Source organism: Methylophaga thalassica (assembly GCF_030159795.1).
Lineage (GTDB): Bacteria > Pseudomonadota > Gammaproteobacteria > Nitrosococcales > Methylophagaceae > Methylophaga > Methylophaga thalassica.
In genome coordinates, this window is the sequence record NZ_BSND01000003.1 from 322674 (window position 1) to 347271 (window position 24598).

Consider the following 24598-nt stretch of genomic DNA (forward strand, 5'->3'; position numbering starts at 1 on the left):
ATGAAACCAACACTTTTTACCCGAGTTTTAGCGGGTATTTTATCAATCACTATGGCGTGCTTGCCCCTACATGGTGTCGCCGCTGATGTGCAGCGCCAATCCGGCTTAAGCGGACAACAAGAAGGTAAGCAATTGCTGCAAAACTGGACGATGCCCGCAGTCAATGGCAATACATTGTCGGTGCCGAATGGCAGTGGTAATGAGACGATTAACTTGCAAGAGCTTTTCCCTGGTATGGATCAGGGCTCATTGGATGTCTTAATGGGCGTTTATGGCTCTGATGCCAGTATGAATCAATTGGGGACGCAGCGCCAAGAGAGCATGGCATCCGAAAGTGGCGCTACGGGTGAAGCATTTCGCTCGCTACAGCAAATCAAAGACAGGTCTCGGCCAGATATGGTCAATGATCCGCTTTGGGCATTAACTGACGCGGTTCAAACTGACCCCAATCTATTAACTCAAAGCTTCCCCGGCTGTGAGTCTCAAGGTGAAGGCAGCCCAAATTACCAGCAATGTGACAGGCTCAATACAGCGGTTAACAGCTGCACTATTACTCACGATTACACGGCAGGCATTATTGAGCATGTTTCAGGGCCGATGAACCTTCGCTCTTGTGGTGAGGGGTGTCTTGAAGTTTGGATAGGACGTATTGGCGACAACTACTGGAGTGGCCGTTGTAAAGTGTTTGAACAGGCCATCACACTCAAAGTCGTGAACCCCGATGCGATTACCTCAGCCGTTCTTGAGTACGCCAAATGGGATGACTACATGCAGGTGTGGCTTGGCGATCAGAAAGTCTGGTCTGGGCCCAATAATAACTTTCCTCCAGAAACGGCTGGTCGCTGCGAGCTTAGTACCAGTTGGGAGCGCAATCCTAATACCGATCTAACGGCCAAGCTAAAAGCGGTAGAGTCAGGTTTAGAAGTGCCGGTAAAAATTCGCGTATCGGTTACGGGTAGTGGTGAGGGGTATGCACGCATCAAGGTGCGCTTTGATCCAACCAAGGTGGTGATGAATGATAGTTGGTCGCCACAATCCTGTATCGAACAAGCAGCGGATATCCCGGCTAAGTTTTCAGACTACAGCATTCAATGCACGGATCAGCCGTCTTCAACCAACGGATGTACGGTGGTCAATGGTGTTTCAGTTTGTGAATCCTATTTTGCCCCAAGCCCTGTGGCTGGCATATCGCCTTTGTGTCGGCGTGTTCAAGTCAGTGTGGATGATGAAAGCTATAAGGGGATTGAAAATCAGGTCTGCCAAGTGCTTGAAGCAAATCCTTCCTGTGGATTCATGTCGTCAAAATGTGCCGAGACCAATGATAAAGGTGAATGCATTCGTTTTACCGATACCTATGACTGTGGATTGCAAACCAGCGATCCAAAGTGCGTGGTATCCAATCTTATGCCGAGTAGTTTTGAGGCCTGTGAGCCTACTCAGACGATTACGCCATTCACTGAAATCAAGCATGTACCGGATTACCAGGTGTGCGAAAAGATCAGCACGCTTACTCAGTGTCAGTTAGAGCGACGTGTATCCGCTGAAACCCATCAACAAAGCTGGTCCATTGAGCGCGGTTGCTTTAGCTCTGAAACGCTCAGCTTTGTTCCACAGCACAGCAACACCATGCAAACTGGAAACGCGACGCTGAGAGTTTTTGATAATCAAAATACTGAGATAAAAATCACCGAGTCGCCAACTAAGGCAAATGGCTGGAAAACGACACTCTCACTGACGGGCAATAAGGAAACGGTGGCTGAGACGAACCCGTCGATTAAGTACCCTGAAATGACCTGTCCAAAAGGAACTTTGGTTGGTTCATTGTGTAAGGTCGTTAATGGGTCGATTATTTCGTGGCATGAACCTCAGGAAGTCACTCGTTCCAGATGTGAATCCGGCTGGAACAAAGTCGATTTCGATACTTGCAGCCGAGAAGTTCAGAAGTGCTTGGCTCCTGCGAAACTGAGCGCTTCATTGGCCTTCTCTGGCAAATACTTAGAGCAAGACGTTGTTCATCAATCAAGTGATCCGGGCATAGACCAATGCTTGATGCAAACGGATCAGTTTACTGCGGTGCAGTGGCAGTGTTTGGATACGGGCACAAAACGAATCGACGGGTTAACGGTTGGTAGTGGCGAGTTGGCCAATCTTGGAAGCCTTTATCCGGCGGTAGTTTCGTCTCCTGCTCATTTAACCAGTCGCGGCAGTTCTGATGGACTGGGGCTCTCATGCTGGAGGGCAAGAGCGACCTACAATGCTTCGACTGCTCATCCAGAGTTCAACATGGGCAGCTCAGATAGCTGGGTAGATGCCAATGGTAATACACAAACCATCGTCAATAACGGACAAAACACGACCACCAATACGTGTGCCGCGCTAGAGCAAAATCCGGCCTGCCAGTACGTCAGAACCGAATGTACTGAGGGCGGGGCTGGTCATGAAGGCTTCTGTTATGTCCAAAGTTTGGTGTATGACTGCGGACAAAGCGTTGAAGTGCAAAATGCTCGAATGGAAACTCAATACAACTGTGAGGGGCCAGTTCGCTGTATGGGCACAGATTGTTTAGAGCCAGAGTCAATCAAGCAGGCTAACTTTGCAGAGGCCGCCGCGATGCTTAATGCGGCGCAGTTTATGACCAATGATATGTCATGCACGGGAGCTGATGGCCAAGATAACGTCGAGTGTACGGTCTTTAAAGGTAATGCTGGCCAGTGCAAAAAAGCCGTTGGCGGTATAGTGGATTGCTGTGAAAAGCCAGTTGGCGTGTCGCTATCGGACTACATCACGATGATAGTGGCGGTTAACAAGCTTGATACGGCAGTCATGGCCATGAATCCGTCTTCGGCAATCTATGGTTCGTGGAATACGCTTAGGGAACCAATAACGAGTACCTGGAGTGCGGTTAAAGAGCCTTTTGTGTCTGCATGGGACTCTCTCATGGGGGCTGGGCCATCAACGGCTGCTGGTGCGGGAGCGGAGCAAGCTGCGACTGGCTTTATGCAGGTGTTGACCAACAAGACGGCTGAATGGGTAGGTACGACCTTTGGTTCGGGGGCGCAATCGGCACTGTTTAGTAACGTTGGTGGCGCGGTTGGAGCCGATGGTGTTGTTTCGGGCGGTAACTTTGCCCTGGGGGGCGCTGCGGGCGCGGTTCTGAGTACGGTTATGACGGCCTACATGATTTATTCAGTCACCATGATCCTCATTCAACTTATCTGGAAATGTGAGCAGAGTGAATTTGAAATGAACGCTAAGCGGGTATTGAAGAGTTGCCATTATGTAGGCTCTTACTGCAAGTCTAAGTTCTTAGGTGCCTGTGTTGAGAAACGGCAGTCATATTGCTGCTTTACTTCGCCGCTTTCACGGATCATTCAAGAACAAGTTCGTCTGCAGTTGGGCCTTGGCTGGGGCAGTGCAAAGTCACCAAACTGCGAAGGTTTGACCGCGAGTCAGTTAAACCAGGTAGATTGGAGCCAAGTCAATCTGGATGAATGGATAGGTATCTTATCGATCACGGGCAACCTACCTGAAGTTCCGTCACTGGATTTGGAACGACTCACAGGCTCAGGAAGTACGCTAAACGTGGATGGAAACCGTCAAAGTGCCGCAGACAGAGCTATTGAAAGGCTAAACGGAATGGATGCTCAGAAATTACGCCAGGAGGCGACGGAAGAAATTTCGGGGAATAATTGAGCGTCCTGTCAGAACGCTTGAGGATAAAAGTTCAGTACCAATGACTCTCGTCATAATGTTCTATATTGGTTACTTTAATAATGATTTACAGAATTAAAGTAACCAAATTGGCACTCTGTATTGCCAGTGACTTAAGTTCCATGAGTTCATGAAGTGTAACCTGATTGCTTTAGAATAGAACTATCTGAAACTCATGCCTTGTTGCTCTTTCCACTGGCATAATGCGCTTTCAATAGATTAATCAGTTCACCGATGTAGCTGTTTTCCTTGTAGTACTCTAAATTGACTGTTGTAAATATCGGACGAAGATACAAAGCAAATATGCGTGAAGATTTACCATAGTACTCCCACAAAGCGGCTTTCTTATCAAAAGATTTTCCTTCCAGAAACTCTGCCATGGCTGAAAACTGTTCTTTGGGTAACAAGCTGTAGGCTGCTTCATTCAGTTCATCCTGGCTCATGTTGGGGCTTCGGTTTGGAAACCACTTCAAAAACTTGGCCAACTTGGGGAAATCGGTCACCACCTTGGAGCTGTGCTCCATGTGAGCCATTGAGGCGTAGGTCTTGCCGGCATCCATGATTGCGCGCGTGTGATAGCAAAAACTGACGATCAGATTATCCATGATCTGTTGGTAGCGATGGAAAACAAAGCACAGCGCATAAAGCCATTGTTGCTGTTTACCCAGCCGACGTAAGCGGGACGCGGCATACTGTTCGGCAATATCGGCGTAGTAGCGAACCGCATTCTTTGACAGGCCCAGGGACGGAATAAAACCCTTCGCAAATTCGTACAGCTCCTCAATCCGCAGGGCTTTGTCCACTTCCGATTTGACCGCCGTATACTGAAAATCTTTTTGATCGGCGCGGATGATGTTGAGTGCAGTGATGCCATCATCTCGTCGCACCAGAGCCATAAGCTGGCCACTGATGGATGACGGTATGGAAGAGATGGCGTTATTTAGCCGCTGTTCCTCGGTGGCAAAGGCGCGGCTGAACATGTCCTGGAACGTTCGGTAGGATGGAATGATTATATTCTGGTGATCGAAAAAAGTGAGTAACTGCCGGAAGGCACTGTGTCCTTTTGGGTAGTAGCGTAATAACAGACCGATGTGGGATTCTATTACAGCCGTAAACTGAGGTGACCAGCTTCGGTAGTCGAAAAGCGACAGTATCGCCTGGCGTTGCTTACGTGAATATTCACGAGAGAGGCTTCCGGTGAACTGCGCCGCATCTGTTCCGCTGTAGTAGGTGGCAACAATATATTCAACATCGGCACTGACTTCATCGAGTGAATAGTTAAAAAACTGCTGCTTGGCTTTGAAATAACCCAATTGCAGAATGAAGTGAATACGGGTCTGGGTATTGCGAAATTGCTCAAGTGCAGTGCGTTCTGCCGTGCTTAATGAAAAATAGAGGCATTGTTCATGGGCATTGAAATCTGGGCGAGTATATAACTCTTCGACTCCCGTGCTGGATAACAGCTGAATACGTTCGATACTCTCCATCACGAGTGCGGCTTCAATGCGGCCAGATCATCAAAACAGCTCGCGCCCGTCCAGGTGATTCATTGGTACCATCCGCTTGTGCAGGACACCAAAAACCACCAACTGCTGCTCATGCACCACGTAATAGATGACATGACTGACATGGGGAAAGCTCAACACCTCCGCGCCCACGTCCGGCCTGGGTTTTCCCAAGGAAGGTGTTTCCGTCAGTAGGCGAAGAGTTTGCCGGAGTTCGGACAGGTACTTTATCGATTGTGCCTCCCCCCATTGTTTTAGGGTAAAGCGGCGAATGTCGATGAGGTCAGATTGAGCATCTGGGGTTAAGCGGTAATTTGATACAGTCATTTGGCCGGGCTAATGATCCTTGGGAACATCGACAATGCCATCGGCGATACCCCGAGCCAGCATTTCCATAAGTTTGGCGAACCGATAAAAGCCATCGTACCGCTGGCAGATGTCATCCATTTGGATGCGTGAGGTGCTGTCCATCACCCGCTTGAAAGCATCCATATAGTCATAGCAAGTTTGTAATAATTGCGCATCGCCGGTTTCGTTGCAGGGAAACCGGCGCGCGTGGTTATGGATGATTTCCACCATCTGGAGTTGTTCTGCATTAAGTTCGACAGCAGACATTTTGCTTCCCCGAGAAATTGTATCGTTCCTAGTCGTGATGGCCTGATTCCAATGCATTAAAAAATGCTTCACCATCGACCAGGTTGCCTGCCGCGATATCGGCTTTTGCCTGCGCAACCCTTGATTGCAGCAACCTCAACTTGAGCGCTTCAATGCTCTCGTACTCATCCATTGAGATAACCACGGCAACGGGCTTGCCGTTTTTATTGATCTGGATTGGCGCGCGTTGCGCTTTTAGCAGCAGGTTGCCAAACTGGGTTTTGGCTTCATTGGCCGAAAGTGTATCCATTGCCTGGCTCCACATTATGAATCGTTCGATTCGTTCAGTATACTCGAACCGAGCGATCTTCGTCAAAACGCCAACGCGGTCAATTTATTTGCCACGCTTGGTACGATGACCGCGGTTAAATGCCCCCTATTGCTGGTCGTGGCTTCAGGCTATAATGCTCCGTACTTAGGTACGGTATTAGTGGAGCATTATGTATACCATCAGCCAGCTTGCCAAGTCTGCGGGCGTCAATGTCGAAACCATCCGCTACTACGAACGCCGTGGTCTTATTGAACAACCTGATAAGCCAGCAGAAGGTTACCGCCGCTATCCAGAAACCACGTTGAACCGGATTCGTTTTATTAAACGCGCCCAGGAGCTGGGGTTCTCTCTGGAGGAAATCACCAACCTGCTGGCACTGGGTGAATCTCATTGCTCGGAGGTCCAGGAACTGGCGGAAGGTAAACTGGTCAGCGTGCGGGCAAAAATCAACGACCTGTGCCGACTGGAGCGCGTTTTAGAGGATCTAATCATCCAGTGCCGCACCAATCCCGACAACACCGCCTGTCCGATTGTGGAGTCGTTGCAACCTGATTCAGACCTTTCCTAAGTCGGACTTGACTCCGTACCAGAGTACGGCGTTTACACTGACTTCATTGAATGCATTTCATGGAGTCCGCCATGCCCGCAAAAGACGAATTCACCAAAAATAATTTACCCCTGATAGGCGGTGTGCTGGCTGCGGTTGGCGCCAGTCTTTGCTGCGTTGGCCCGTTCGTTTTACTCACACTGGGGATCAGTGGTGCCTGGATCGGAAACTTGACCCAGCTGGAGCCGTATCGTCCCGTCTTTATTGTGATCGTGGTGTTGCTGTTTGGTTGGGCGGGCTGGCAGATCCACCGTCCCGTTGAGGCCTGCGAGCCGGGCACCGCCTGCGCCGTACCGCAAACGCACAAGCGCCGGCGGGTAATTTTCTGGATCACGACCATCATCGCGCTGATTCTTGTCACCAGCAGCTACTGGATTCCCCTGATGGTTTAAAAATCGGTTGCCCAAGACATTGGATAACACTGGAGTGAATCATGCACAAAATCGCAATAGCCCTTTTACTCACCCTTGCCAGCTCGTCAGCCTGGGCTAAACCTCAGACCGTTACGTTGAGCCTGCCAACCATGAACTGCGCGATGTGTCCGATCACAGTCAAGAAAGCCCTTAACAAAGTAAGTGGCGTTACGGAAGCCGAGGTCAGCTACGAACACAAGCAGGCTGTGGTCACTTTTGAGGATACTCAGACCAGCGCAGGGAAGCTCATGGAAGCGACAACCCAAGCCGGTTATCCATCAACCCTTGTGGAAACAGAAACACCATGACCTCAAATGTGATTTTACAATCGGAACTGACCTGTCCGGAATGTGGCCATAAGAAGATCGAAACCATGCCAACGGATGCCTGCCAGTGGTTCTATGAGTGCGAACACTGCCATAGCCTACTGAAGCCATTGCCAGGTGACTGTTGTGTGTATTGCTCCTATGGCTCCGTACCATGCCCACCCATTCAATGCGCCTCAGATAATCACGGTAATGGGTCTTGCTGCTGACTGCCCGTGAAGAAGCGACTTCAACATAGAACCTAACGGTGAATTTGAGATAAAACCAATTCATATACACTTATCAGTATATACGTTACGACATATATGTCATAGTAGATATGTATGCTGGCCTCTCCAACTGATTGACCTGATTATCTACGGAGATACCAACGTGAAACGCATGATTTTAGGACTCACCTTGATGGCTTGCAGCGCACTGAGCGTTGCCAGCGACTACAACCTACCCGGATTTGTCACTGAAATTGAAGATGGGCGCCTGTGGGTGTTCAAAAAAGACTCAAAAGAGCTTGAGGAGTTCAAGAAGCACGGTGAACCTGCTAAACAATTTAGCAATATTGGCGCAGGCCCCAATGGTATGACCGTCAAGTCAGCCGATCAGGCCACGCTGGACGCGTACTTGAAAGCGTATAAAAACCAGTAAACCGCGGAGCTTTAAAAGCCCCCTTATCAGATTCAAGGCGGTACAACATGAAGCGATCCATTTTGTTTGTGTGTACGGGAAATTCAGCCCGCTCCCGACGACCGTCGCCGTCACCATATTTGGGTTCAGTGAGATACAGTAGCGAATAGGCGTTATAATTCAGGCATATATCGAAAAGCCTCATACTTCAGCAAAGCTGATTAAATGACAAATAATTGACACCATGATAATGTCAAGAAGTAAAATTAATACAGTAGCCATCACCAATGACTAATCATTCCAAACTGGACGAAATTCTACAGCGCTTACGTAAAGCCGAAGATGATCTGGCGCAAGAACTGGATCGCTTGGTCGCGGAGAAGCGCAAGCAATTCCATTATACGCTTCGTCACGGCCGTATTATCTTCGAAAAAAACGTACGAAATTTGCAGCGAAAGCAGCGATTAGGCTCTTGGCGCTACATTAAAAATGCACCGTGGAAAGTGATTTTATCTGCTCCGGTGATATATGGCATGATCGTTCCTCTCGTTTTGCTGGACTTAACCATTACCTTTTATCAACAGGTTTGTTTTCGGGTTTATGGTATCCCTCGTGTAAAGCGCAGCGATTATATCGCCATTGACCGCCATTATCTCAGTTACCTGAATATGGTAGAAAAACTCAATTGTGTGTATTGTGGGTATGGCAATGGTTTAATGTCCTATGCGCGTGAAATTACGGCGCGGACCGAGCAATTCTGGTGCCCTATTAAACATGCTCGTAAGCTACGCGATAGTCATCAACGAACGGCTCGCTTCTTCGACTATGGGGATGCAGACGCCTGGCGTAACAACTTAAAAACGCTACGTGAGAATTGGGATGACGATGTGCCTAGCCCCGTGCGCATTATCGATCCGTCAAACACCCATAATTCAGAAAAGGAGTAAGCAGTTGAAGGGAACAGAACTGGACTATTGCCGCCTATGATCCGATCCAAACTCGCCATCACACGTCTCATTGCTTTACCCTATACCTTACTGCTTTTGCTCTATTTGCTGGTAGTTGGGGGAGGCAGTTTTTGGCTTTATGGGGAGGTAAAGTCCGCTGAAACGGCGATTCTTATTAACAAGCTGATGGTGAATATCCAGCCTTTGGCAGAACGTTTACGTGAGACTGACGCGATCAGCGCCGCTCGTGAGAGCCAGTCATGGCTGATTGATGATGTAAACAAGCTATATAATAAGCTGGATTCCTTACGCAATATTACGGTGAGGGATAAAGAGCAGGGGTACCAACTTCTCCCTAACATGAAGGGGGACGCTGTAAACGCGCTTGCGGAAGATGCCACCGCAGCAAGGCAGGAGTCACAGGTTGATAGCAGCAAGCGCTTTCAGGAAGAGACAGGGGAGTTATTTAAATACAGCTTTGATGTGAGTGCGCCAGGCCAGTCTTTGACGCGCTTGGAGTTCTCCTTTGACCGTCAAACCCTGCTGGATGATCTGGATCGGCAATTGTCAGCAATCAACCATGCCATATTATTGTTTGCTCTGGCGGGCGCTGTCAGTATCGCCCTGGCCGTGTTAATAACTCTCTTCGCCATGCGTACGACACGCAATCTGGAGAGTCATTTCCAGGGGATTTACCAGCGGGTGGAGAAAAAGAAATCGTTGTCGATGTACGTATCATTGCCGCTACCCACAGAAACCTGGAAGAAAGTGCTGCTGCGGGTCAGTTTCGAGAAGATTTATTGTTTCGCTTGAATGTGTTGCCACTGTTTATTCCCCGTTTGCGCGACCGTTCAGCGGATATCGAAATGTTGGCCAGCGCTTTTTTGAAGAAGCAGCTTGAGCAAGATATAAAGAATGAAGGTGGCCCGGTTATTACTCCGGTATTTTCCGACGAAGCGTTGGCTGCTCTGAAAGCCTATCATTGGCCTGGTAATGTGCGTGAGTTACGCAACATGATGACGAGGCTATCGGTTCGCTTGCCAACCGGTGTTCGGGAGATCAGTGCTGAACTCATTCGGCGGCTATTGCCTAAAAGTAGTAGCCAGCGGGCTGGCCCCGTGGATGAAGGCGTATTTATTCCTAAGGGTACAACACTAGCCGATGCGGAATGGCTACTCATTGATGCGGCGTTGAAACAGGCGAACTTTAATCGTAGTAAAGCAGCAGAGTTATTAGGCATTGGGGAGCGTACACTTCGCCGTAAGCTGAATGGTAATTAGCCTGAAAAGGTTAGCTTGTGTTTAAAAGTAATGGATGCTGTTGATTGGTCAGTGGGAGAGATATTGTGGGTAAGCTCCTGGCTTGCCGCTTGCTTCACAGTGCCCAGTGTTCTGTTTCATCGTGCCGGTCGTCCAATAGCTGCCTTAAGCTGGCTTCTGGCGCTGTTTGCCCTGCCGTTTCTTTCTACACTTGTCTGGTGGTGTTTCGGTCGTACCCATTTGCAGCGACGAAGCAAACGGAAGCGAGAAGCTGGGCAGTTAACTTCAAAGGGGTTACGTGAAACTCGAAACCGGCTTGATCAGCTTTCCGGCGAATCGTTCCTTGCCTCCATGTCTGCTCTTCCAGTTAGCCAACTGCCTTTGGCGCTTCAGGAGGGCGTGTTTCCTCCTACTACAGGCAATAACGTCGTGCTTTTGGAGGGAGCGAAAAATGCCCATCAGGCATGGTATGAGCTGGTAGAGCAAGCAAATTATCATCTTCATTTATTATTTTACATTTGGTGTGATGACAAGGTAGGCCGGACGCTACGCGATCAATTGATCGTGAAAGCGCAACAGGGCGTTTCGGTTCGAGTGCTCTATGATGCGGTGGGATCATTCGATCTCCCGAATGATTTTTTTGAGGCGTTAATCCACGCTGGCGGGAAAGTTGCGAAATTTCTACCTGTAACACTTCTTCGCGCCCCTTTGCTCAACTTTCGTAATCATCGAAAACTACTGATTGCTGATGGTCATGCCGCCTATACCGGTGGAATCAATGTGGGTGACGAATACCTGGCGTGGCAGGATATTGGCATAACGTTGTCCGGGGCGGGAGTGAATCAGTTGCAAGAGGTATTTGTGGAAGACTGGTTTTATTGTACCGGTGAAGAGTTAACGGACGCCGACTATTTCTGTCGTTATGATCTCCACCACACTGTTAGCGATACTGCGACCTGTTCGGTGATAGCAAGTGGGCCAGACCAACATTTCAATGCCACACGTGAGATGGTATTTTTGACCATCACTCAGGCGCGTTCACGACTCTGGATAGCAACACCCTACTTTATCCCCGATGAAGCCTTACTATTAGCACTGCGAACAGCCGTTTATCGTGGGGTGGATGTCAGAATTCTCGTACCTAGGGACAGTGACTCACGCTTGTGTCAACGGGCTTCGCGTGCTTATTACACGGAATTGTTGGAGGCTGGCGTTCTAATTAACGAATACCGTGGCATGCTGCATGCCAAAGCGACACTGATTGATAATCAGGGAGTGCTCATCGGTAGTGCCAACCTGGACTCCCGTAGCTTTAAGCTGAACTTTGAGTTGAGCGCTGTCCTTTCCTCAGAAAGCTTATGCCGCCAGCTGCAAGCTTGGTACGAAGGTTTGCTTGCTTCCAGTGACCGTGTTTTTAGATCAGACCTTGATCGTGTTGGCTATGGAGATCGCATGGTCATCAGCCTGGCTCACCTCCTTAGTCCGCTACTTTAACAAGTCGCATTTGGCGACAGCCTCCATTTTCAGTTCAGAAGAATAGCCTGCGGCCAACATGGCCGCTGCCGGGGTGGCCATATCGGCCATATTGGCCTTGCAATAATCGTCGCTTGAAAAATAATCCTTTAAAAACAATAGTATAGTGTTGGCATGGTGGTTGCTGTATAAGTCCTGCCTTGTCTCGCAGGGCGTGGTTTACTGATCACTTTTTAGTAGAAGGAGAGGAATATGGCTGGTTATCTAACAGGCTTCGACAACGATTTTTTCAGTCAATTTGATCAATTGCGCCGACAAATGAATCGGCTATTCGGTGAGTCTGCGGGGGCTGCCGGGATTCGTTCGGTTGCAGCGGGCACATACCCGGCAATCAACGTTGGCGCATCAACTAAGCAGGTAGATGTTTATGTGTTTGCTGCTGGCCTTGACCCCGAGCAACTGCAGATTTCATTGCAACAAAACCTGCTGACAATAGCAGGGGAACGCAAGCTCCAGTTGGCAGAGGGCGTACAAGCCTATCGGCGAGAGCGATTCAGTGGTGCTTTTAAGCGCACACTTGCGTTGCCTGAGGATGTCAACCCTGATGCGGTTGAAGCCACCTATCGAGACGGCGTTTTGCATATTGTTGTGCAGCGCAAAGAGGAAGTTCAGCCACGCAAGATTGAAGTCAAATAAATTCTACAAACATACCAGTATTAATAATCAGGTATTGAAGGAGTAAGAAAAATGAGCGACAGCAAAACTGTGCAGCCAGCAGAGTCAGCTGCTGAAGTTAAGAACGAAGTGATATTGCGTCCATCAGTAGACATCTATGAAGACGCTAAGGGTATCACCCTAAAAGCAGATCTTCCGGGTGTATCAAAAGAGGGGCTTGGTATCGAGCTCGACGGCGAAACACTGACTATAGAGGCCACGCTGGATATTGATATGCCGGAAAGTATGACGGCGCTTTATGCAGATGTGAACGGAACTCGTTATGTACGCAGCTTTGCTCTCAGCAGTGAGTTGGAAACGGGAAACATTAATGCCGAAATGAAAAATGGTGAATTGACGCTGACCATCCCCAAGCGAGAAGAAGTGCAGCCACGCAAGATTGAAATAAAAGCCGGTTGATTACTTTAGCGGTGCAGCCTTGAGCTGTACCGCCTTTCCGGTCGTTTTAAGTTATTTATTTGTTCATCTCTCGTGAGGGAGTGTTAATGGATCATTCCATACTAATAAATTGGTGTGTCATCCTCGCTGCAGCTACAGGCTTGGTGGCCTTGTTTCAGTGGCTCAGGTTGTCCCCCATACTGGGTTATCTGGCTACCGGATTGCTGGTGGGCCCATCTGCTATTGGGGTACTGGAAGACGGCCCTTCGCTGCGCTTTTTGGCCGAGCTGGGTGTCGTTCTATTAATGTTCACCATCGGTTTGGAATTTTCTCTGTCACGTTTCCTGTCGGCTAAGCAACTGGTACTGGGTATCGGTGGCGGTCAAATGATAATGACCTCGCTGATTCTTGGCGGTCTTGCAGCTTGGCTGGGGGCGACATTCGTAGAGGCCTTTGTGTTGGCGGTGGCGCTGGCAATGTCTTCAACGGCCATCGTTCTGAAACAGTTGGGTGAACAAAATGAATTAGCTTCTCCGCATGGCCGTATCAGTGCGGGTGTGCTGTTGTTTCAGGATATTGCGGCCGTACCTATATTGGTGTGTCTCCCCGTGCTGGCTGCAGACAGCGTGCAGTTGGGGCCTGCTTTAGGTATAGCCTTGTTGAAGGTGGTACTGGTATTTGTTGGTTTGGTGATTGCAGGGCGTTATCTGTTACCACAGGTACTTAACGGAGTGGCGAAAGCACGTTCGTTAGAATTGTTTATGTTAACGGCGCTTTTGATGGCTTTTATTGCCGCTGCTATTTCTCACCTGGCGGGGCTATCCCCTACTTTAGGGGCATTTATGGCTGGAACGCTGCTGGGGGAAACCCGATTTAAGCATCAGATAGAAGCTGATATTCGCCCTTTTCGGGATTTGATGTTAGGTATATTTTTCCTCTCGATAGGCATGCAGCTCGATCCGTCGGTATTTGTTTCCCGGTTCGACGTCATCCTCTTAATCTTAATGGGTTTGCTGTTCGTTAAAGCGCTCATCTTTGTTCCCGTAGTGCTCGCCTTTAAGCATCGAGCGGAAGAGGCGTGGCATTCTGCCATTACCCTGGCGCATGGTGGTGAATTCGGCCTGTTGCTGGCTAGCAGTGCCTTAGCCATTGGCTTATTAGAAGCGTCCTTAGTACAGCCTGCGCTCGCTGCCATTATTGTCAGTATGTTATTAGCGCCATTAATGATGCGCATAAGTGCTCCGCTTGCGAAGTTTATCAATAAGAAAAATTGTGTGAAGGGGCCGCTGAGCACCGAAGCCGAAATCGCAAGGTATAGTGAGAACCTGCAGGAGCATGTGGTTGTCTGCGGTTATGGGCGCCTGGGGCAAAACGTCAATCAAATTTTGCAGGCAGAAGGCATTAATGTGTTGGCTCTGGATCTGGACCCCGAAAAGGTACACGAAGCGTTCGCTGCGGGGGAGCCGGTGATGTATGGAAATGCGACCCACCCTGGAATATTGCGAGCGGTGGGCTTAGAGCGTGCTAAGGCGCTGGCCATTACGCTAAGCGATACTTTGACAGCCAAGCGAGTCATCACCTTAGCGAAGTCGATCGGATTTAATGGGCCTATTTTAGTTCGTAGCCCTCGTGGGCGTGATGAAGAAGGGCTTTCTGAAGAAAATGTTGCAGTCTTTCCGGAAGGCTTGGAGACGAGTCTATCATTTGCCGGGCAATTAATGATTATGCTGGAAGTACCGGCTTCTAAGGTGGAAAAACACTTAAACCAAATTAGGGCTGAAGATTACGCCGTACTGCGCCAGTTTTTTCACGCATCAGTTGCGCATCGTGCGGAGCGTCAACAACTTGATTATCCAACGTTATTGCGATCTGTGATTATCCATGCAGAACATCACGCTGCTGGTAAAACGCTTGAAGAGCTACAGATGCCAGTACTTGGTGTTGAGGTCGTTGATGTGCGCCGCGGTGCCATTACCGTGCCTGGGCGATTGTTGGATAGCAAGTTAAAAGATGGGGATGTCGTTGTACTCAGCGGGCAGCAGGATCTGCTGGATGCAGCAATGGCCAGGTTAATAGAGGGCTCCTGATGAGTGAAACTGAATACCTAAATAGACGTGTAGAAAAACCCATATCTGAAACGGCCAGATATTGGAAAGTCATGAATTTCTATGAGCGCTTTGAACAAATTGTTGCGCTAATGCTGAGTTTTGTGATTGCAATCATCATTGTGGTTGCCTTGTTTCGTCTAATGCATGAAGTGATTGTGCTATTGATGAGTAGCGGATTGAACCCATTGCAGTTCGACGTGTTTCAGGGGCTCTTTGGCATGATTATGACATTGCTGATCGCAATGGAGTTTAAGCATTCAATTATTCGAGTGATTCATCGCAAAGTACACATTATTCAAGTGAAAACGGTGTTAATGATTGCTCAACTCGCCCTGGCCAGAAAATTTATTATTCTCGACTTTAAAACAACCAGTGCAATGGAAGTGTTTTCGTTGGGGTTTGTGGTTCTTGTTTTGGCCATAGCGCACTGGTTGCTGCGTGAGAGAGATAGGATAGAAGAGCAGGACGAAAAGTTCGTAGATAACTTAGAGGACAGGACGGAATGAAAGATCAAGATGCTAAGAAGTCAATAGACGAAGACCTTGCGCGCAATGAGCCTGACGCAACCCACGAATCTGGCACAGAGCATCTTAACGGTGATGAGTTATCAGAGTGTGAGAAAAAGTGTGCGGAGTGTGAAGATAAGCTATTACGCCTGCGAGCTGAAATGGACAACGTGGCTAAGCGCTCAACCAGAGAAGTGGAAAAGGCCAGAAAATATGCCGTTTCACAGTTGTTGGAGGCGTTACTTCCGATAAAAGATAGCCTCGAATTAGGACTGGAATCCGGACAGAAAAACGCGTCGCTGCAGACCGTTTTGGAGGGTATGGCCTTAACACGGGAGCAATTAGACACAGTGTTAAAAACATTCGGCGTCGAGCTTATCGATCCGATTGGACAGCCCTTCAATCCGGAGCAACATGAAGCGATGCGTGTCGTAAGTTGTAAAGACGTGCCGCCTAACACGGTCTGTGAAGTTCACCAAAAAGGTTACCTTCTGCATGATCGAGTTATCAGGCCGGCGCGGGTCGGTGTTTCGAAGTTACCTGAGCCAGAAGCGGGTAATTAATATCTCAATTGAAATAAAAACTAGGAGCGTTTGTTATGGCCAAAACCATTGGTATTGATTTAGGAACAACCAATTCCTGTGTCGCAGTGATGGAAGGTGATCGACCAAAAGTCATTGAAAATGCGGAAGGTGGTCGAACCACCCCTTCGATCGTGGCGTTTTCCTCTGAAGGAGAGTTACTTGTCGGTCAACCCGCAAAGCGTCAGGCGGTGTCAAATCCCGAGAACACCCTGTTTGCGGTTAAGCGATTAATTGGTCGTCGCTTTGATGATCCCATGGTGCAAAAAGACATTGATATGGTGCCATACAAAATCATTAAAGCGGACAACGGTGATGCCTGGGTAGAGGCGAACGGCAAGAAAATGTCTCCCCCTGAAATATCGGCCAAAGTATTACAGAAAATGAAACAGACCGCTGAGGAATATCTGGGAGAGAAAGTCACCGATGCGGTGATCACCGTGCCAGCTTACTTTAACGATGCCCAGCGTCAGGCCACAAAAGATGCGGGGCGCATTGCCGGCCTTGAAGTCAAGCGTATTATCAACGAGCCTACCGCTGCAGCGCTGGCTTATGGCATGGATAAAAAACGCGGCGACCAGAAAATAGCGGTTTACGATTTAGGTGGTGGCACCTTTGATATATCAATCATCGAGATCGCCGAAGTGGATGGTGAGCATCAGTTTGAGGTACATGCGACTAACGGCGATACCTTCCTGGGAGGAGAGGATTTCGATAAACGCTTAATTGACTTTTTGGCTGACGATTTTAAAAAGTCTCAGGGTATGGATCTTCGCGGTGACCCTCTGGCTATGCAACGATTAAAAGAGGCCGCCGAAAAAGCCAAGATCGAGCTGTCTTCATCCCAGCAAACAGAGGTGAACTTGCCCTACATAACGGCAGATGCCAGCGGGCCTAAGCACCTCACCACTAAAATTACTCGCGCTAAATTTGAGGCATTAGTGGAAGATCTCATCACGCGCAGCATTGAACCCTGCAAAGTCGCGCTGAAAGATGCAGGTTTGACCGTGTCGGATATTGATGAGGTTATTCTTGTCGGTGGTCAAACCCGTATGCCAAAGGTACAGGAGAAAGTAAAAGCGTTTTTCAATAAGGAACCACGTAAAGATGTGAATCCCGATGAGGCTGTTGCCATGGGCGCTGCAATTCAAGGGGCCGTACTGAGTGGTGATGTTGAAGATGTGCTATTGCTGGATGTAACACCACTGTCGTTAGGTATTGAAACGCTCGGTGGCGTCATGACGAAACTGATCGAAAAAAACACCACGATACCTACCAAAGCGACAGAAGTGTTTTCTACCGCTGATGACAACCAATCGGCAGTAACGGTACACGTGCTTCAAGGCGAACGTGAAAAAGCGGCGGACAACAAATCGCTTGGTCAATTTAACCTGGAGGGTATCCCCGCAGCTCCGCGAGGCACCCCTCAAATTGAAGTCACCTTTGATATTGATGCGAACGGCATTCTTAACGTGTCAGCAAAAGACAAAGCCTCGGGTAAAGAGCAGTCTATTGTGATCAAAGCATCCAGCGGGCTTAGCGAAGATGAGGTGCAGCGGATGATTAAAGATGCGGAGGCCCACGCAGAGGAAGATCGACAGTTTCACGAGCTAGTTCAGGCCCGTAACCAGGCAGATGCCTTGATCCATTCTACCCAAAGTGCATTAAGGGATTTGGGGGATAAGGTGGCCGAAGAGGATCAAACACTTGTTGAAGCCGCCATTAACGCATTGGAGGAGGCGATAAAAGGGAGTGATAAAAAACATATTGAGGACAAGTCCAAAGCACTGATTGACGCGTCGGCTAAATTGAAGGAAGCAGAGCAGTCAAAAAATGAAGGTGCTGCTTCAGCATCGGATAACAGCCGACAAAGTGATGATGCAATAGATGCTGAGTTCGAGGATGTATCTAAGAACTAGCCAAGTTTTTATTTAACTGCACCAAATGCAAACCAACCCAAGGAGAAAACGACGATGAAAAATATAGTTTCTAAAAAATTAGTAACCATTGTGCTAGGTCTTGGCATGGCTATTTCGATGCCTACATGGGCAGAGCAGAAAAAGGCCGAGGAGCAAAGCAAAACCGCGCAAGCCGTTCAGGATGAGGTGAATAGAGAAAGTGCCAAACAGGCAGAAGAAAGAAGAAAGAAAATTACCGAAGATGCTATCGCTGCTGTGCAAGAAACCAAAAACGCCTTGAAACTTCTCGATGAAAAGAAAGTGGATGAGGCTTTGGCGGCACTGGAAAAGGTGACAGGAAAGCTTGAGTTAATCGTTGCCAGAGATCCCAAGCTGTCTCTTGCGCCCATTGATGTTGCTGTGAGCACTTACGATTTGATCGCTTTGCCAGCAACGGTGAAAGCAATGGTAAAGCAGGCTGAAAACCATCTTGAGGACTATGAGGTTCAGGCTGCCCGTAAATTGCTTGAGAATTTGGTAAGTGAGATTGTTATCAGTACAACCAGTATTCCGCTGGCGACTTACCCTAAAGCCATTAAAGCAATAGCACCGCTTATTGATGAAGGAAAAATCGACGAAGCGAAAAAGGAGTTGCAATTGGCTTTGAATACGTTAGTCATTACAGACAAAATAATTCCGTTGCCAGTGCTTCGTGCAGAGACTTTGCTAAAAGATGCTGAAGAGCTGTCTGAGAAAAAAGACCGCACTGAGGAAGACAATAAAAAACTGGAGGAACTCTTTACTGAAATCCAAACCCAATTAGAGATGGCTGAGTTACTAGGCTATGCCAATAAAAAGGACATGAAAGCCATTAACGAAGAATTAAAGAAAATCAAAACAAAATCTGCAGGCCAAAAATCAGGCGAGGGCTGGTATGACAAAATAAAAAATCAGGTTTCTGACTTGTTTTAGATCCTCATGTGGCGTTGCGCGCTTGTATTCGCAGGCGGGCAACGCCGATGAATAACTTTACGACGCTGAGAGGCAATATGATGACCAACACTACAGAAAAAGAGATAAATACGGACAACAACGACGGCGTAATGCCGACTCCGGAAGAAAAAAACGACATGGTGAAAGCGGTTCAACAAGAGGTTGACCAGGTGGTGGAAACCAAATCGGTAGATAAGCGCAAAAAAACCATTGTAGAAGCTATGGAGGCGTTGTCCGAGACCAAAAATGCGCTGTCAGCACTTGATGATAATGATACTGAAAAGGCCATCCAGGCGCTCGAACAGGTCACAGGAAAGTTGGAGCTGGTATTAGCACGGCAACCAGACCTCGCGCTGGCCCCAGTGGACGTCAAACCCATTGTGCATGATGTTTTTTCCAGTACAAAAACAATCGAAACCTTATTGGAGGAAGCAGAACAAGCGCTAAAACATGGCGAGGTGCAAAAAGCACGTCATTTATTATCGGGCCTGGCCAGTGAAATCATTGTTGAAACGACCAGTATTCCTTTAGCCACCTTTCCCGATGCTATCAAAGCCATTGCACCGCTTCTAGACGAAGGGAAGGCTGAGGCAGCGAAAACGGCTCTGCATACTTTACTCGGCACATTAGTTGTATCCAAACAGGTTATTCCACTGCCTGTCGAGCGTGCAAGGGCTTTGCTTAAAAAAGCTGAGGAACTTATGAAAAAACCAGAAAGAACAGACGAGGAATCTACGCAAATCCTCAACAACATAGCGGAAGCAAAGCGGCAACTTGAAATGGCTCAACTGCTTGGATATGGCCATAAAAAAGATTTCGAAGATCTTTATGAGCAAATCAAGGAAATCGACAAAAAGGCAAAAGCGGGCAAATCAGGAACAGGCTTTTTCGATGAGCTCACGGCAAAATTTAAAGCGCTGTTTGATTAAAACAGGAGGTTAGTGATGGTGACGTATTGCAGTTTGGCAGATAACTGGCGCCTATTTTTGTTCCGTGGCTTGCTGGCGTTAGTGTTGTCTGTTTTCGCTTTTTTGATGCCTGCTGAATCCTTGTTGGCGCTGACGTTAGTTTATGGGGCCTTCTCTTTGGTCGACGGGGTGCTCAGCCTTGTCGCTGCGGTACGGAAAATAAAACGTGGCAGGCGCTGGGGCTGGCTGGCCATTAGGGGCGTTATTGGTATCGTCGCAGGATTGGCGGTTCTGGTATTGCCCTTAATTGCCACCTGGGTATTGGCAACCTTCTTGTGGATGAGTATTGCTGTTTTGTCGCTTAGCATAGGGTTTTTAGAAATCCTCACTGCATGGCGTCTACGTAAGGAAATTAGCGGCGAGATTTGGCTAGGTTTAAGTGGTATGTTGTCCGTTGCGTTAGGTTTTTTAGCTATATGGCTGTTCGCAACTCGCCCGATCGAATCATTTCTGGCAGCAGGGTGGGTCGTAGGTACCTATGCCGCATTAGTAGGTGTTTTCATGATTATGCTGGGTTTGCGACTGCGAAAAGCACAATCTGAGCAAACTGAAATCGAAGAAGATAGCATTGACTCAAAAATGGCAATTTAAACGTTAACAAACATAGTTAGGAGATATATATGGCAACGCTACAAAACTTTCGCGAAGGGCTGCATGAAACTTGGGATTCTATTGTAGAGGGGTGGCAAAAGCTATCTAGAAAGGCCTCTGGCGCGATAACGCGTTTTCAGGCAGGCAAAAACGATTCACCGGAAAAAAAACAGGAGCTTGCCACCCAAAGCAGTGGATGGGGAGTGATGGCATCAGAGGTTTTTGATGATGGAGATAAGCTGGTCGTAAAACTGGAAGCCCCCGGAATGGATAAAGAAGATTTCGATATTCAGGTTGTCGAAAATCATTTGATAGTGCGAGGTGAAAAGCGCTTTGAACGAGAGAGAACTGAAGGCAGCTATCGTGTATCTGAGTGTGCTTATGGTCAGTTTTCCCGAGCTATTCCGCTGCAGCAAGAAGTGGATGTTACTAAAGCGGATGCAAATTACAAGAAAGGCGTGCTGCGTATCGAATTACCAAAAGTGCATAAAGAAAGGCGAAAAATTATTAATGTTAAGGTGAGCTAACCACTTTGCGCTATGTCTTTAGCTGTAGCCGATGGGCCTGTCTGGCCTTTAGTGGGCCGATCGGCTATTTAAGTTTTTAAAAAACGTTTTTGTTAAGTAAAACGTCGACCTTAAGGAGTGTTAATAATGAGTAATCTCAATGCAGATGAGAAAACTTGGTTAAAAAAATACGACGAATTGGCAAAGCGATTTAGTGCGCATTATCTTGCTTCAAAAGAGCGTACAATGGAGTCAATGAAAAAGGCAATGGAAAAAGCCAGGGAAGAAATCGTTTCAGCAAAAGAGTTTACTGTTCAGCAAAGTGAGGAATTAAAGAGCTTTTTGCAACGGGATCTAGAGCAAACACTCAATGACTTCCACCAGTTAAGTGAAGACGCCAGAAACAGACTCAACTTTAAAAAATTAGAGGCTGGCGCGCTTAGATCTATCGCCTCAGTTCTCGAAAATACAGGTAGCGCGTTACAAGAGATAGGGAAAAAAGCCAAAAAGGCGATAGTGTGTCACACCGGTGAAATCACCTCGGCAGGTACCCTGACTTGTGAGGCATGTGGAGAAACATTGCATTTCGAAAGAACGGCACGTGTTCCACCCTGCCCAAAGTGTAAAAAAACATCTTTTACAAAATCGTTGTAAACCGTGAGGGTGGCAGTCGACAGGATATAAAGAGCTGATGTCTGAGAATAAAAATGCGCGTTTGATTCGAGTCAACTCTATTCGCTGGCCTCGTTTTTTCTTGTTGTTCTTGGCGGTTGCGATTGGCGTAACCGCCAACGGCTTTCAGGGCATTCTTGTGCCGGTCAGCGCAGGGGACTTCGGTATGAATCATCTGGCCGTCAGTATGATGTCCTCAGCGTTTTATTTGGGGTATTTTATCGGCACCTTGCTGGCTGTACGCCTCGTTACTCGTGTGGGCCATATTCGAAGCTATGCGGTTCTTGCGTCTATTGTGAGTGGTGCATCGCTTGCTTTTGTTCTCACCCAATCGGAGACAATGTGGATTTTTTTTCGGCTACTTTGCGGAGCTTGCTTTGCTGGTATGGTTGTGATTGTTGAAAGTTGGATTAACGCTGCAACCAGCAAAGAACTGCGCGCAAAAACATTGGCAATATACAATATCGTCGTTCTGGTAAGTTGGGCATCCAGTCAATGGTTGTTGACCGCTACACCGTCTAATGGATTGACACCTTTTGTGGTAGTTTCGATACTTTTCTCGATGGCGCTGGTACCTGTCGCCTTGTCGCGGGCTGACGGCCCTGTGAGCGCCAATGAAGTGCGCTTAAACATTAGGCGCATATTTGCTATATCACCTGCCGGTATAATAGGTATTGGAGTCCTCGGTGCGATAGTGGCTTCTACCTGGGGAGTATTGCCTATCTGGGCGGCCGGTGTAGGATTTGATACCGGCAGTATTTCTTTGCTTTTCAGCACCTCGCTGGTCATGGCTATTCTTATACAGTGGCCACTAGGATACCTCTCTGATCGGATGCCGCGATCAACAGTTGTGATAGCTTCTTTTTCATTGGCATCATTGTTGACACTATTGGCAACAATGATGCCTCCCAACGATCTGATTTTTGCGATACTGACTGTAGGCCTGTCAGCTGGTTTGGTGCTTCCCTGTTATTCAATCTTGGTAGCGATGGCCAACGACAATGCTGAGCAAGACGAGGTGATTGCCTTGTCGAGTTCACTGGTTCTTGTGTACGGAGTGGGCGCCATACTGGGACCATTGATTACTGGCACAGTATATAGCTACCTTGGAGAATCTGCACTGTTTGTTTCCATCTCGTTGTTGTTAGGATTCGGTGTTGTTTCAATACAAACCCTGAAATTAATGGAGCCGTCGGTACTGATATTAGAAAAATCGCACTTTGTGGCTGTGCCAGCAACAAGTCAGGGCATTCTCCCATTGCATGAAAATGGCGATGCGGTGACAACGCAGTCGTCCTGCAAAGACTCCGGTAATATTACGTATTAATAGCACATAAAATAAAAGGAAATGTAAATGAACAAACGGTCTCCAAGGATATTATTAGTAATCTTTTATTTAATATTCTCTTCCGTATCTGCTTTCGCAGAAGATTCAGGATTCGATAATCTGAAGCAGACGAGTAAAGCATTTGCGAATGTTGCAAAAAAAGTCTCTCCTGCTGTTGTTTTTATTCGAGTAGAGGGAACGGCTAAAAGTGAAAACACCCCTTTAACGCTTCCTTTTGGCAATCAGTCACCTTTCGGTGATGAATTTTTCAAGCGTTTTTTTGGTGAGGATTTTCCTGGCTTTCAAATGCAACCCCGTCATGGGCAGCCGGAGAGTGAGCGAAAAGTTATGGGACAGGGATCAGGGTTCGTCTTTAAGACAGATAAGGGCTTGTTGACAGATAAAACCTACATACTCACCAATAATCACGTAGTGGAAAACGCTGATGATATCAAAGTTACCTTTAATAATGGACAAGAATATAAGGGGAAGATTACTGGGCGTGACCCGCAATCAGATATAGCAGTGATCGAGATCAAAGCCAGTGATTTGCCACCGCTTAGAATTGCAGACTCTTCCCAAGTCGAGGTGGGAGAATGGGTGGTTGCTATCGGTAATCCATTTGGTCTCAGTCACACCTTGACCGTTGGTGTGGTCAGTGCCAAGGGGCGTACTAGTGTTGGTATTAATGACTACGAAGACTTTATTCAGACGGATGCTGCTATAAATCCTGGCAACTCCGGTGGCCCGCTGGTTAATCTTGAAGGGGAGGTAGTGGGAATCAATACCGCTATTTTTACCCGCAGCGGTGGCTATATGGGCATCGGTTTTGCCATTCCCAGCAATCTTGCAATTAACGTGGCGGAGCAATTAATAGAGCATGGTGAAGTAACCCGTGGCTATTTAGGCGTGGTGATTCAAGCATTGACCGCCGATCTGGCTGAGGCTTTTGATATCGAGCATGGGAAAGGCATTTTGATTGCTCAGGTTAGCGAAGACTCTCCCGCTGAAAAAGCCGGTTTAAAAGAAGGTGATATCATTACCCATTTTCAAGGAAAAGAGGTGTCTGATGTCGGAGATTTTCGTAATCGCGTTGCATTAACAGGCCCCGATACGGAAGCTAGTTTAAGGATACTGAGAGATGGTAAACAAAAAGTCATTAAAGTTACCATCGGCCACTTGACTGAAGACAAATTGTTGGCCACGGGTGAGACAAAGAGTGCAGGTGAGATTGGTATTACTGTACAGAGTCTAACAAAAGAACTTGCTGATCAGTTTAATGTTAGCCCAGGAGAGGGAGTGCTGATCTCAGAAGTTAAGCCTGGTTCGGTTGCGGCACGTGCTGGCATAAAATCAGGACAAGTGATTTCCCAAGTCAACCGTAAACCGGTAAACAGCGTAGCTGAGTTTAAACAGGCTGTTAAATCCAGCGAGAAGGAAAAGAGAGTATTGCTGTTGATTAAAAGCGGTGAAATGTCACGCTTCGTCGCGCTGAGTTGGTAAGGGGTATGAAATGTTGTGGCGAATGTGTGCAATGAAAGATTGCAC

At 47.8% G+C, this 24598-nt stretch carries 27 protein-coding genes; 23 read left to right on the forward strand and 4 right to left on the reverse strand.

Going from position 1 to position 24598, the window contains the following annotated elements:
* Positions 1-3693 (forward strand): conjugal transfer protein TraN, encoded by a 3693-nt coding sequence (gene traN / locus QQL60_RS01660; RefSeq protein ID WP_284722197.1) that lies wholly within the window; start codon positions 1-3, stop codon positions 3691-3693.
* 191 nt (positions 3694-3884) lie between these two features.
* Here the strand turns inward: traN and QQL60_RS01665 are convergent, their stop codons facing one another.
* The 4 genes from QQL60_RS01665 to QQL60_RS01680 are packed head-to-tail and all read right to left on the reverse strand — an operon-like array spanning position 3885 to position 6120.
* On the reverse strand, positions 3885-5198 hold the full coding sequence (locus QQL60_RS01665; protein ID WP_284722198.1) for a DUF4158 domain-containing protein: 1314 nt from the start codon (positions 5196-5198) through the stop codon (positions 3885-3887).
* Positions 5199-5228: 30 nt separating this feature from the next.
* Complete coding sequence (locus QQL60_RS01670; RefSeq protein WP_069945631.1) at positions 5229-5543, reverse strand: type II toxin-antitoxin system RelE/ParE family toxin; 315 nt, start codon at positions 5541-5543, stop codon at positions 5229-5231.
* A 9-nt stretch (positions 5544-5552) separates the two neighbouring features.
* Positions 5553-5831, reverse strand: coding sequence for an arylsulfatase regulator (locus tag QQL60_RS01675; RefSeq protein WP_284722199.1), 279 nt, complete (start codon positions 5829-5831; stop codon positions 5553-5555).
* A 28-nt stretch (positions 5832-5859) separates the two neighbouring features.
* Entirely contained in the window at positions 5860-6120 is a 261-nt protein-coding gene (locus tag QQL60_RS01680; RefSeq protein WP_284722200.1) for a type II toxin-antitoxin system Phd/YefM family antitoxin, read from the reverse strand.
* A gap of 190 nt (positions 6121-6310) precedes the next feature.
* Here QQL60_RS01680 and merR point away from each other — a divergent pair, with 190 nt between their 5' ends.
* The 22 genes from merR (at position 6311) to QQL60_RS01790 (ending at position 24553) form a co-directional block, all read left to right on the forward strand.
* Positions 6311-6709 carry a mercury resistance transcriptional regulator MerR gene (gene merR / locus QQL60_RS01685; RefSeq protein ID WP_284722201.1) on the forward strand — a complete coding sequence of 133 codons (399 nt, stop codon included), beginning with the start codon at positions 6311-6313 and terminating at the stop codon, positions 6707-6709.
* A 71-nt stretch (positions 6710-6780) separates the two neighbouring features.
* Complete coding sequence (locus QQL60_RS01690) at positions 6781-7140, forward strand: mercuric transporter MerT family protein (RefSeq protein ID WP_284722202.1); 360 nt, start codon at positions 6781-6783, stop codon at positions 7138-7140.
* 41 nt (positions 7141-7181) lie between these two features.
* Positions 7182-7469, forward strand: a complete 288-nt coding sequence (gene merP, locus QQL60_RS01695; RefSeq protein ID WP_284722203.1) for a mercury resistance system periplasmic binding protein MerP — start codon at positions 7182-7184, stop codon at positions 7467-7469.
* Positions 7466-7696 carry a GDCCVxC domain-containing (seleno)protein gene (locus QQL60_RS01700; protein ID WP_284722204.1) on the forward strand — a complete coding sequence of 77 codons (231 nt, stop codon included), beginning with the start codon at positions 7466-7468 and terminating at the stop codon, positions 7694-7696. Before merP ends, QQL60_RS01700 begins: the two co-directional genes overlap by 4 nt.
* Before the next feature lie 163 nt (positions 7697-7859).
* Positions 7860-8129, forward strand: a complete 270-nt coding sequence (locus QQL60_RS01705) for a hypothetical protein (protein WP_284722205.1) — start codon at positions 7860-7862, stop codon at positions 8127-8129.
* Positions 8130-8395: 266 nt separating this feature from the next.
* Complete coding sequence (locus tag QQL60_RS01710; protein WP_284722206.1) at positions 8396-9055, forward strand: hypothetical protein; 660 nt, start codon at positions 8396-8398, stop codon at positions 9053-9055.
* 36 nt (positions 9056-9091) lie between these two features.
* A complete protein-coding gene (locus tag QQL60_RS01715; protein WP_284722207.1) occupies positions 9092-9868 on the forward strand; it encodes a hypothetical protein in 777 nt (258 codons plus the stop codon).
* Positions 9814-10335 (forward strand): AAA-type ATPase lid domain-containing protein, encoded by a 522-nt coding sequence (locus QQL60_RS01720; RefSeq protein WP_284722601.1) that lies wholly within the window; start codon positions 9814-9816, stop codon positions 10333-10335. Before QQL60_RS01715 ends, QQL60_RS01720 begins: the two co-directional genes overlap by 55 nt.
* 30 nt (positions 10336-10365) lie before the next feature.
* On the forward strand, positions 10366-11808 hold the full coding sequence (gene cls / locus QQL60_RS01725; protein WP_284722208.1) for a cardiolipin synthase: 1443 nt from the start codon (positions 10366-10368) through the stop codon (positions 11806-11808).
* A 231-nt stretch (positions 11809-12039) separates the two neighbouring features.
* A complete protein-coding gene (locus tag QQL60_RS01730) occupies positions 12040-12483 on the forward strand; it encodes an Hsp20/alpha crystallin family protein (protein ID WP_284722209.1) in 444 nt (147 codons plus the stop codon).
* A 51-nt stretch (positions 12484-12534) separates the two neighbouring features.
* The gene (locus tag QQL60_RS01735; protein WP_284722210.1) at positions 12535-12921 is read left to right on the forward strand and encodes an Hsp20/alpha crystallin family protein; all 387 of its coding nucleotides are present in this window, start codon (positions 12535-12537) and stop codon (positions 12919-12921) included.
* Positions 12922-13007: 86 nt separating this feature from the next.
* Positions 13008-14987, forward strand: a complete 1980-nt coding sequence (locus QQL60_RS01740; protein WP_284722211.1) for a cation:proton antiporter — start codon at positions 13008-13010, stop codon at positions 14985-14987.
* The gene (locus QQL60_RS01745) at positions 14987-15514 is read left to right on the forward strand and encodes a phosphate-starvation-inducible PsiE family protein (RefSeq protein ID WP_431356879.1); all 528 of its coding nucleotides are present in this window, start codon (positions 14987-14989) and stop codon (positions 15512-15514) included. The genes QQL60_RS01740 and QQL60_RS01745 overlap by 1 nt, the downstream gene beginning before the upstream one ends.
* On the forward strand, positions 15511-16077 hold the full coding sequence (gene grpE, locus QQL60_RS01750) for a nucleotide exchange factor GrpE (protein WP_284722212.1): 567 nt from the start codon (positions 15511-15513) through the stop codon (positions 16075-16077). Before QQL60_RS01745 ends, grpE begins: the two co-directional genes overlap by 4 nt.
* 35 nt (positions 16078-16112) lie before the next feature.
* Positions 16113-18014: a molecular chaperone DnaK gene (gene dnaK / locus QQL60_RS01755; RefSeq protein ID WP_284722213.1), complete on the forward strand. Its 1902-nt coding sequence runs from the start codon at positions 16113-16115 to the stop codon at positions 18012-18014.
* A 54-nt stretch (positions 18015-18068) separates the two neighbouring features.
* Positions 18069-18965: a YfdX family protein gene (locus QQL60_RS01760; RefSeq protein WP_284722214.1), complete on the forward strand. Its 897-nt coding sequence runs from the start codon at positions 18069-18071 to the stop codon at positions 18963-18965.
* Between the two features lie 77 nt (positions 18966-19042).
* Positions 19043-19915 carry a YfdX family protein gene (locus QQL60_RS01765; protein WP_284722215.1) on the forward strand — a complete coding sequence of 291 codons (873 nt, stop codon included), beginning with the start codon at positions 19043-19045 and terminating at the stop codon, positions 19913-19915.
* Between the two features lie 15 nt (positions 19916-19930).
* The gene (locus tag QQL60_RS01770; protein WP_284722216.1) at positions 19931-20545 is read left to right on the forward strand and encodes an HdeD family acid-resistance protein; all 615 of its coding nucleotides are present in this window, start codon (positions 19931-19933) and stop codon (positions 20543-20545) included.
* Between the two features lie 29 nt (positions 20546-20574).
* Complete coding sequence (locus QQL60_RS01775; protein ID WP_284722217.1) at positions 20575-21072, forward strand: Hsp20/alpha crystallin family protein; 498 nt, start codon at positions 20575-20577, stop codon at positions 21070-21072.
* Positions 21073-21198: 126 nt separating this feature from the next.
* Positions 21199-21705, forward strand: coding sequence for a zinc ribbon-containing protein (locus QQL60_RS01780; protein WP_284722218.1), 507 nt, complete (start codon positions 21199-21201; stop codon positions 21703-21705).
* 37 nt (positions 21706-21742) lie between these two features.
* Positions 21743-23050 (forward strand): MFS transporter, encoded by a 1308-nt coding sequence (locus tag QQL60_RS01785; protein WP_284722219.1) that lies wholly within the window; start codon positions 21743-21745, stop codon positions 23048-23050.
* Between the two features lie 27 nt (positions 23051-23077).
* Complete coding sequence (locus tag QQL60_RS01790) at positions 23078-24553, forward strand: DegQ family serine endoprotease (protein ID WP_284722220.1); 1476 nt, start codon at positions 23078-23080, stop codon at positions 24551-24553.
* Positions 24554-24598: the final 45 nt, after the last annotated feature.

Excerpts from the sequence above, each read along its gene's own strand:
- traN (WP_284722197.1), top strand. The coding sequence starts at position 1 with ATGAAACCAACACTTTTTACCCGAGTTTTAGCGGGTATTTTATCAATC.
- QQL60_RS01665 (WP_284722198.1), bottom strand. The coding sequence starts at position 5,198 with ATGGAGAGTATCGAACGTATTCAGCTGTTATCCAGCACGGGAGTCGAA.
- QQL60_RS01670 (WP_069945631.1), bottom strand. The coding sequence starts at position 5,543 with ATGACTGTATCAAATTACCGCTTAACCCCAGATGCTCAATCTGACCTC.
- QQL60_RS01675 (WP_284722199.1), bottom strand. The coding sequence starts at position 5,831 with ATGTCTGCTGTCGAACTTAATGCAGAACAACTCCAGATGGTGGAAATC.
- QQL60_RS01680 (WP_284722200.1), bottom strand. The coding sequence starts at position 6,120 with ATGGATACACTTTCGGCCAATGAAGCCAAAACCCAGTTTGGCAACCTG.
- merR (WP_284722201.1), top strand. The coding sequence starts at position 6,311 with ATGTATACCATCAGCCAGCTTGCCAAGTCTGCGGGCGTCAATGTCGAA.
- QQL60_RS01690 (WP_284722202.1), top strand. The coding sequence starts at position 6,781 with ATGCCCGCAAAAGACGAATTCACCAAAAATAATTTACCCCTGATAGGC.
- merP (WP_284722203.1), top strand. The coding sequence starts at position 7,182 with ATGCACAAAATCGCAATAGCCCTTTTACTCACCCTTGCCAGCTCGTCA.
- QQL60_RS01700 (WP_284722204.1), top strand. The coding sequence starts at position 7,466 with ATGACCTCAAATGTGATTTTACAATCGGAACTGACCTGTCCGGAATGT.
- QQL60_RS01710 (WP_284722206.1), top strand. The coding sequence starts at position 8,396 with ATGACTAATCATTCCAAACTGGACGAAATTCTACAGCGCTTACGTAAA.
- QQL60_RS01715 (WP_284722207.1), top strand. The coding sequence starts at position 9,092 with ATGATCCGATCCAAACTCGCCATCACACGTCTCATTGCTTTACCCTAT.
- cls (WP_284722208.1), top strand. The coding sequence starts at position 10,366 with ATGGATGCTGTTGATTGGTCAGTGGGAGAGATATTGTGGGTAAGCTCC.
- QQL60_RS01730 (WP_284722209.1), top strand. The coding sequence starts at position 12,040 with ATGGCTGGTTATCTAACAGGCTTCGACAACGATTTTTTCAGTCAATTT.
- QQL60_RS01735 (WP_284722210.1), top strand. The coding sequence starts at position 12,535 with ATGAGCGACAGCAAAACTGTGCAGCCAGCAGAGTCAGCTGCTGAAGTT.
- QQL60_RS01740 (WP_284722211.1), top strand. The coding sequence starts at position 13,008 with ATGGATCATTCCATACTAATAAATTGGTGTGTCATCCTCGCTGCAGCT.
- QQL60_RS01745 (WP_431356879.1), top strand. The coding sequence starts at position 14,987 with ATGAGTGAAACTGAATACCTAAATAGACGTGTAGAAAAACCCATATCT.
- grpE (WP_284722212.1), top strand. The coding sequence starts at position 15,511 with ATGAAAGATCAAGATGCTAAGAAGTCAATAGACGAAGACCTTGCGCGC.
- dnaK (WP_284722213.1), top strand. The coding sequence starts at position 16,113 with ATGGCCAAAACCATTGGTATTGATTTAGGAACAACCAATTCCTGTGTC.
- QQL60_RS01760 (WP_284722214.1), top strand. The coding sequence starts at position 18,069 with ATGAAAAATATAGTTTCTAAAAAATTAGTAACCATTGTGCTAGGTCTT.
- QQL60_RS01765 (WP_284722215.1), top strand. The coding sequence starts at position 19,043 with ATGATGACCAACACTACAGAAAAAGAGATAAATACGGACAACAACGAC.
- QQL60_RS01770 (WP_284722216.1), top strand. The coding sequence starts at position 19,931 with ATGGTGACGTATTGCAGTTTGGCAGATAACTGGCGCCTATTTTTGTTC.
- QQL60_RS01775 (WP_284722217.1), top strand. The coding sequence starts at position 20,575 with ATGGCAACGCTACAAAACTTTCGCGAAGGGCTGCATGAAACTTGGGAT.
- QQL60_RS01780 (WP_284722218.1), top strand. The coding sequence starts at position 21,199 with ATGAGTAATCTCAATGCAGATGAGAAAACTTGGTTAAAAAAATACGAC.
- QQL60_RS01785 (WP_284722219.1), top strand. The coding sequence starts at position 21,743 with ATGTCTGAGAATAAAAATGCGCGTTTGATTCGAGTCAACTCTATTCGC.
- QQL60_RS01790 (WP_284722220.1), top strand. The coding sequence starts at position 23,078 with ATGAACAAACGGTCTCCAAGGATATTATTAGTAATCTTTTATTTAATA.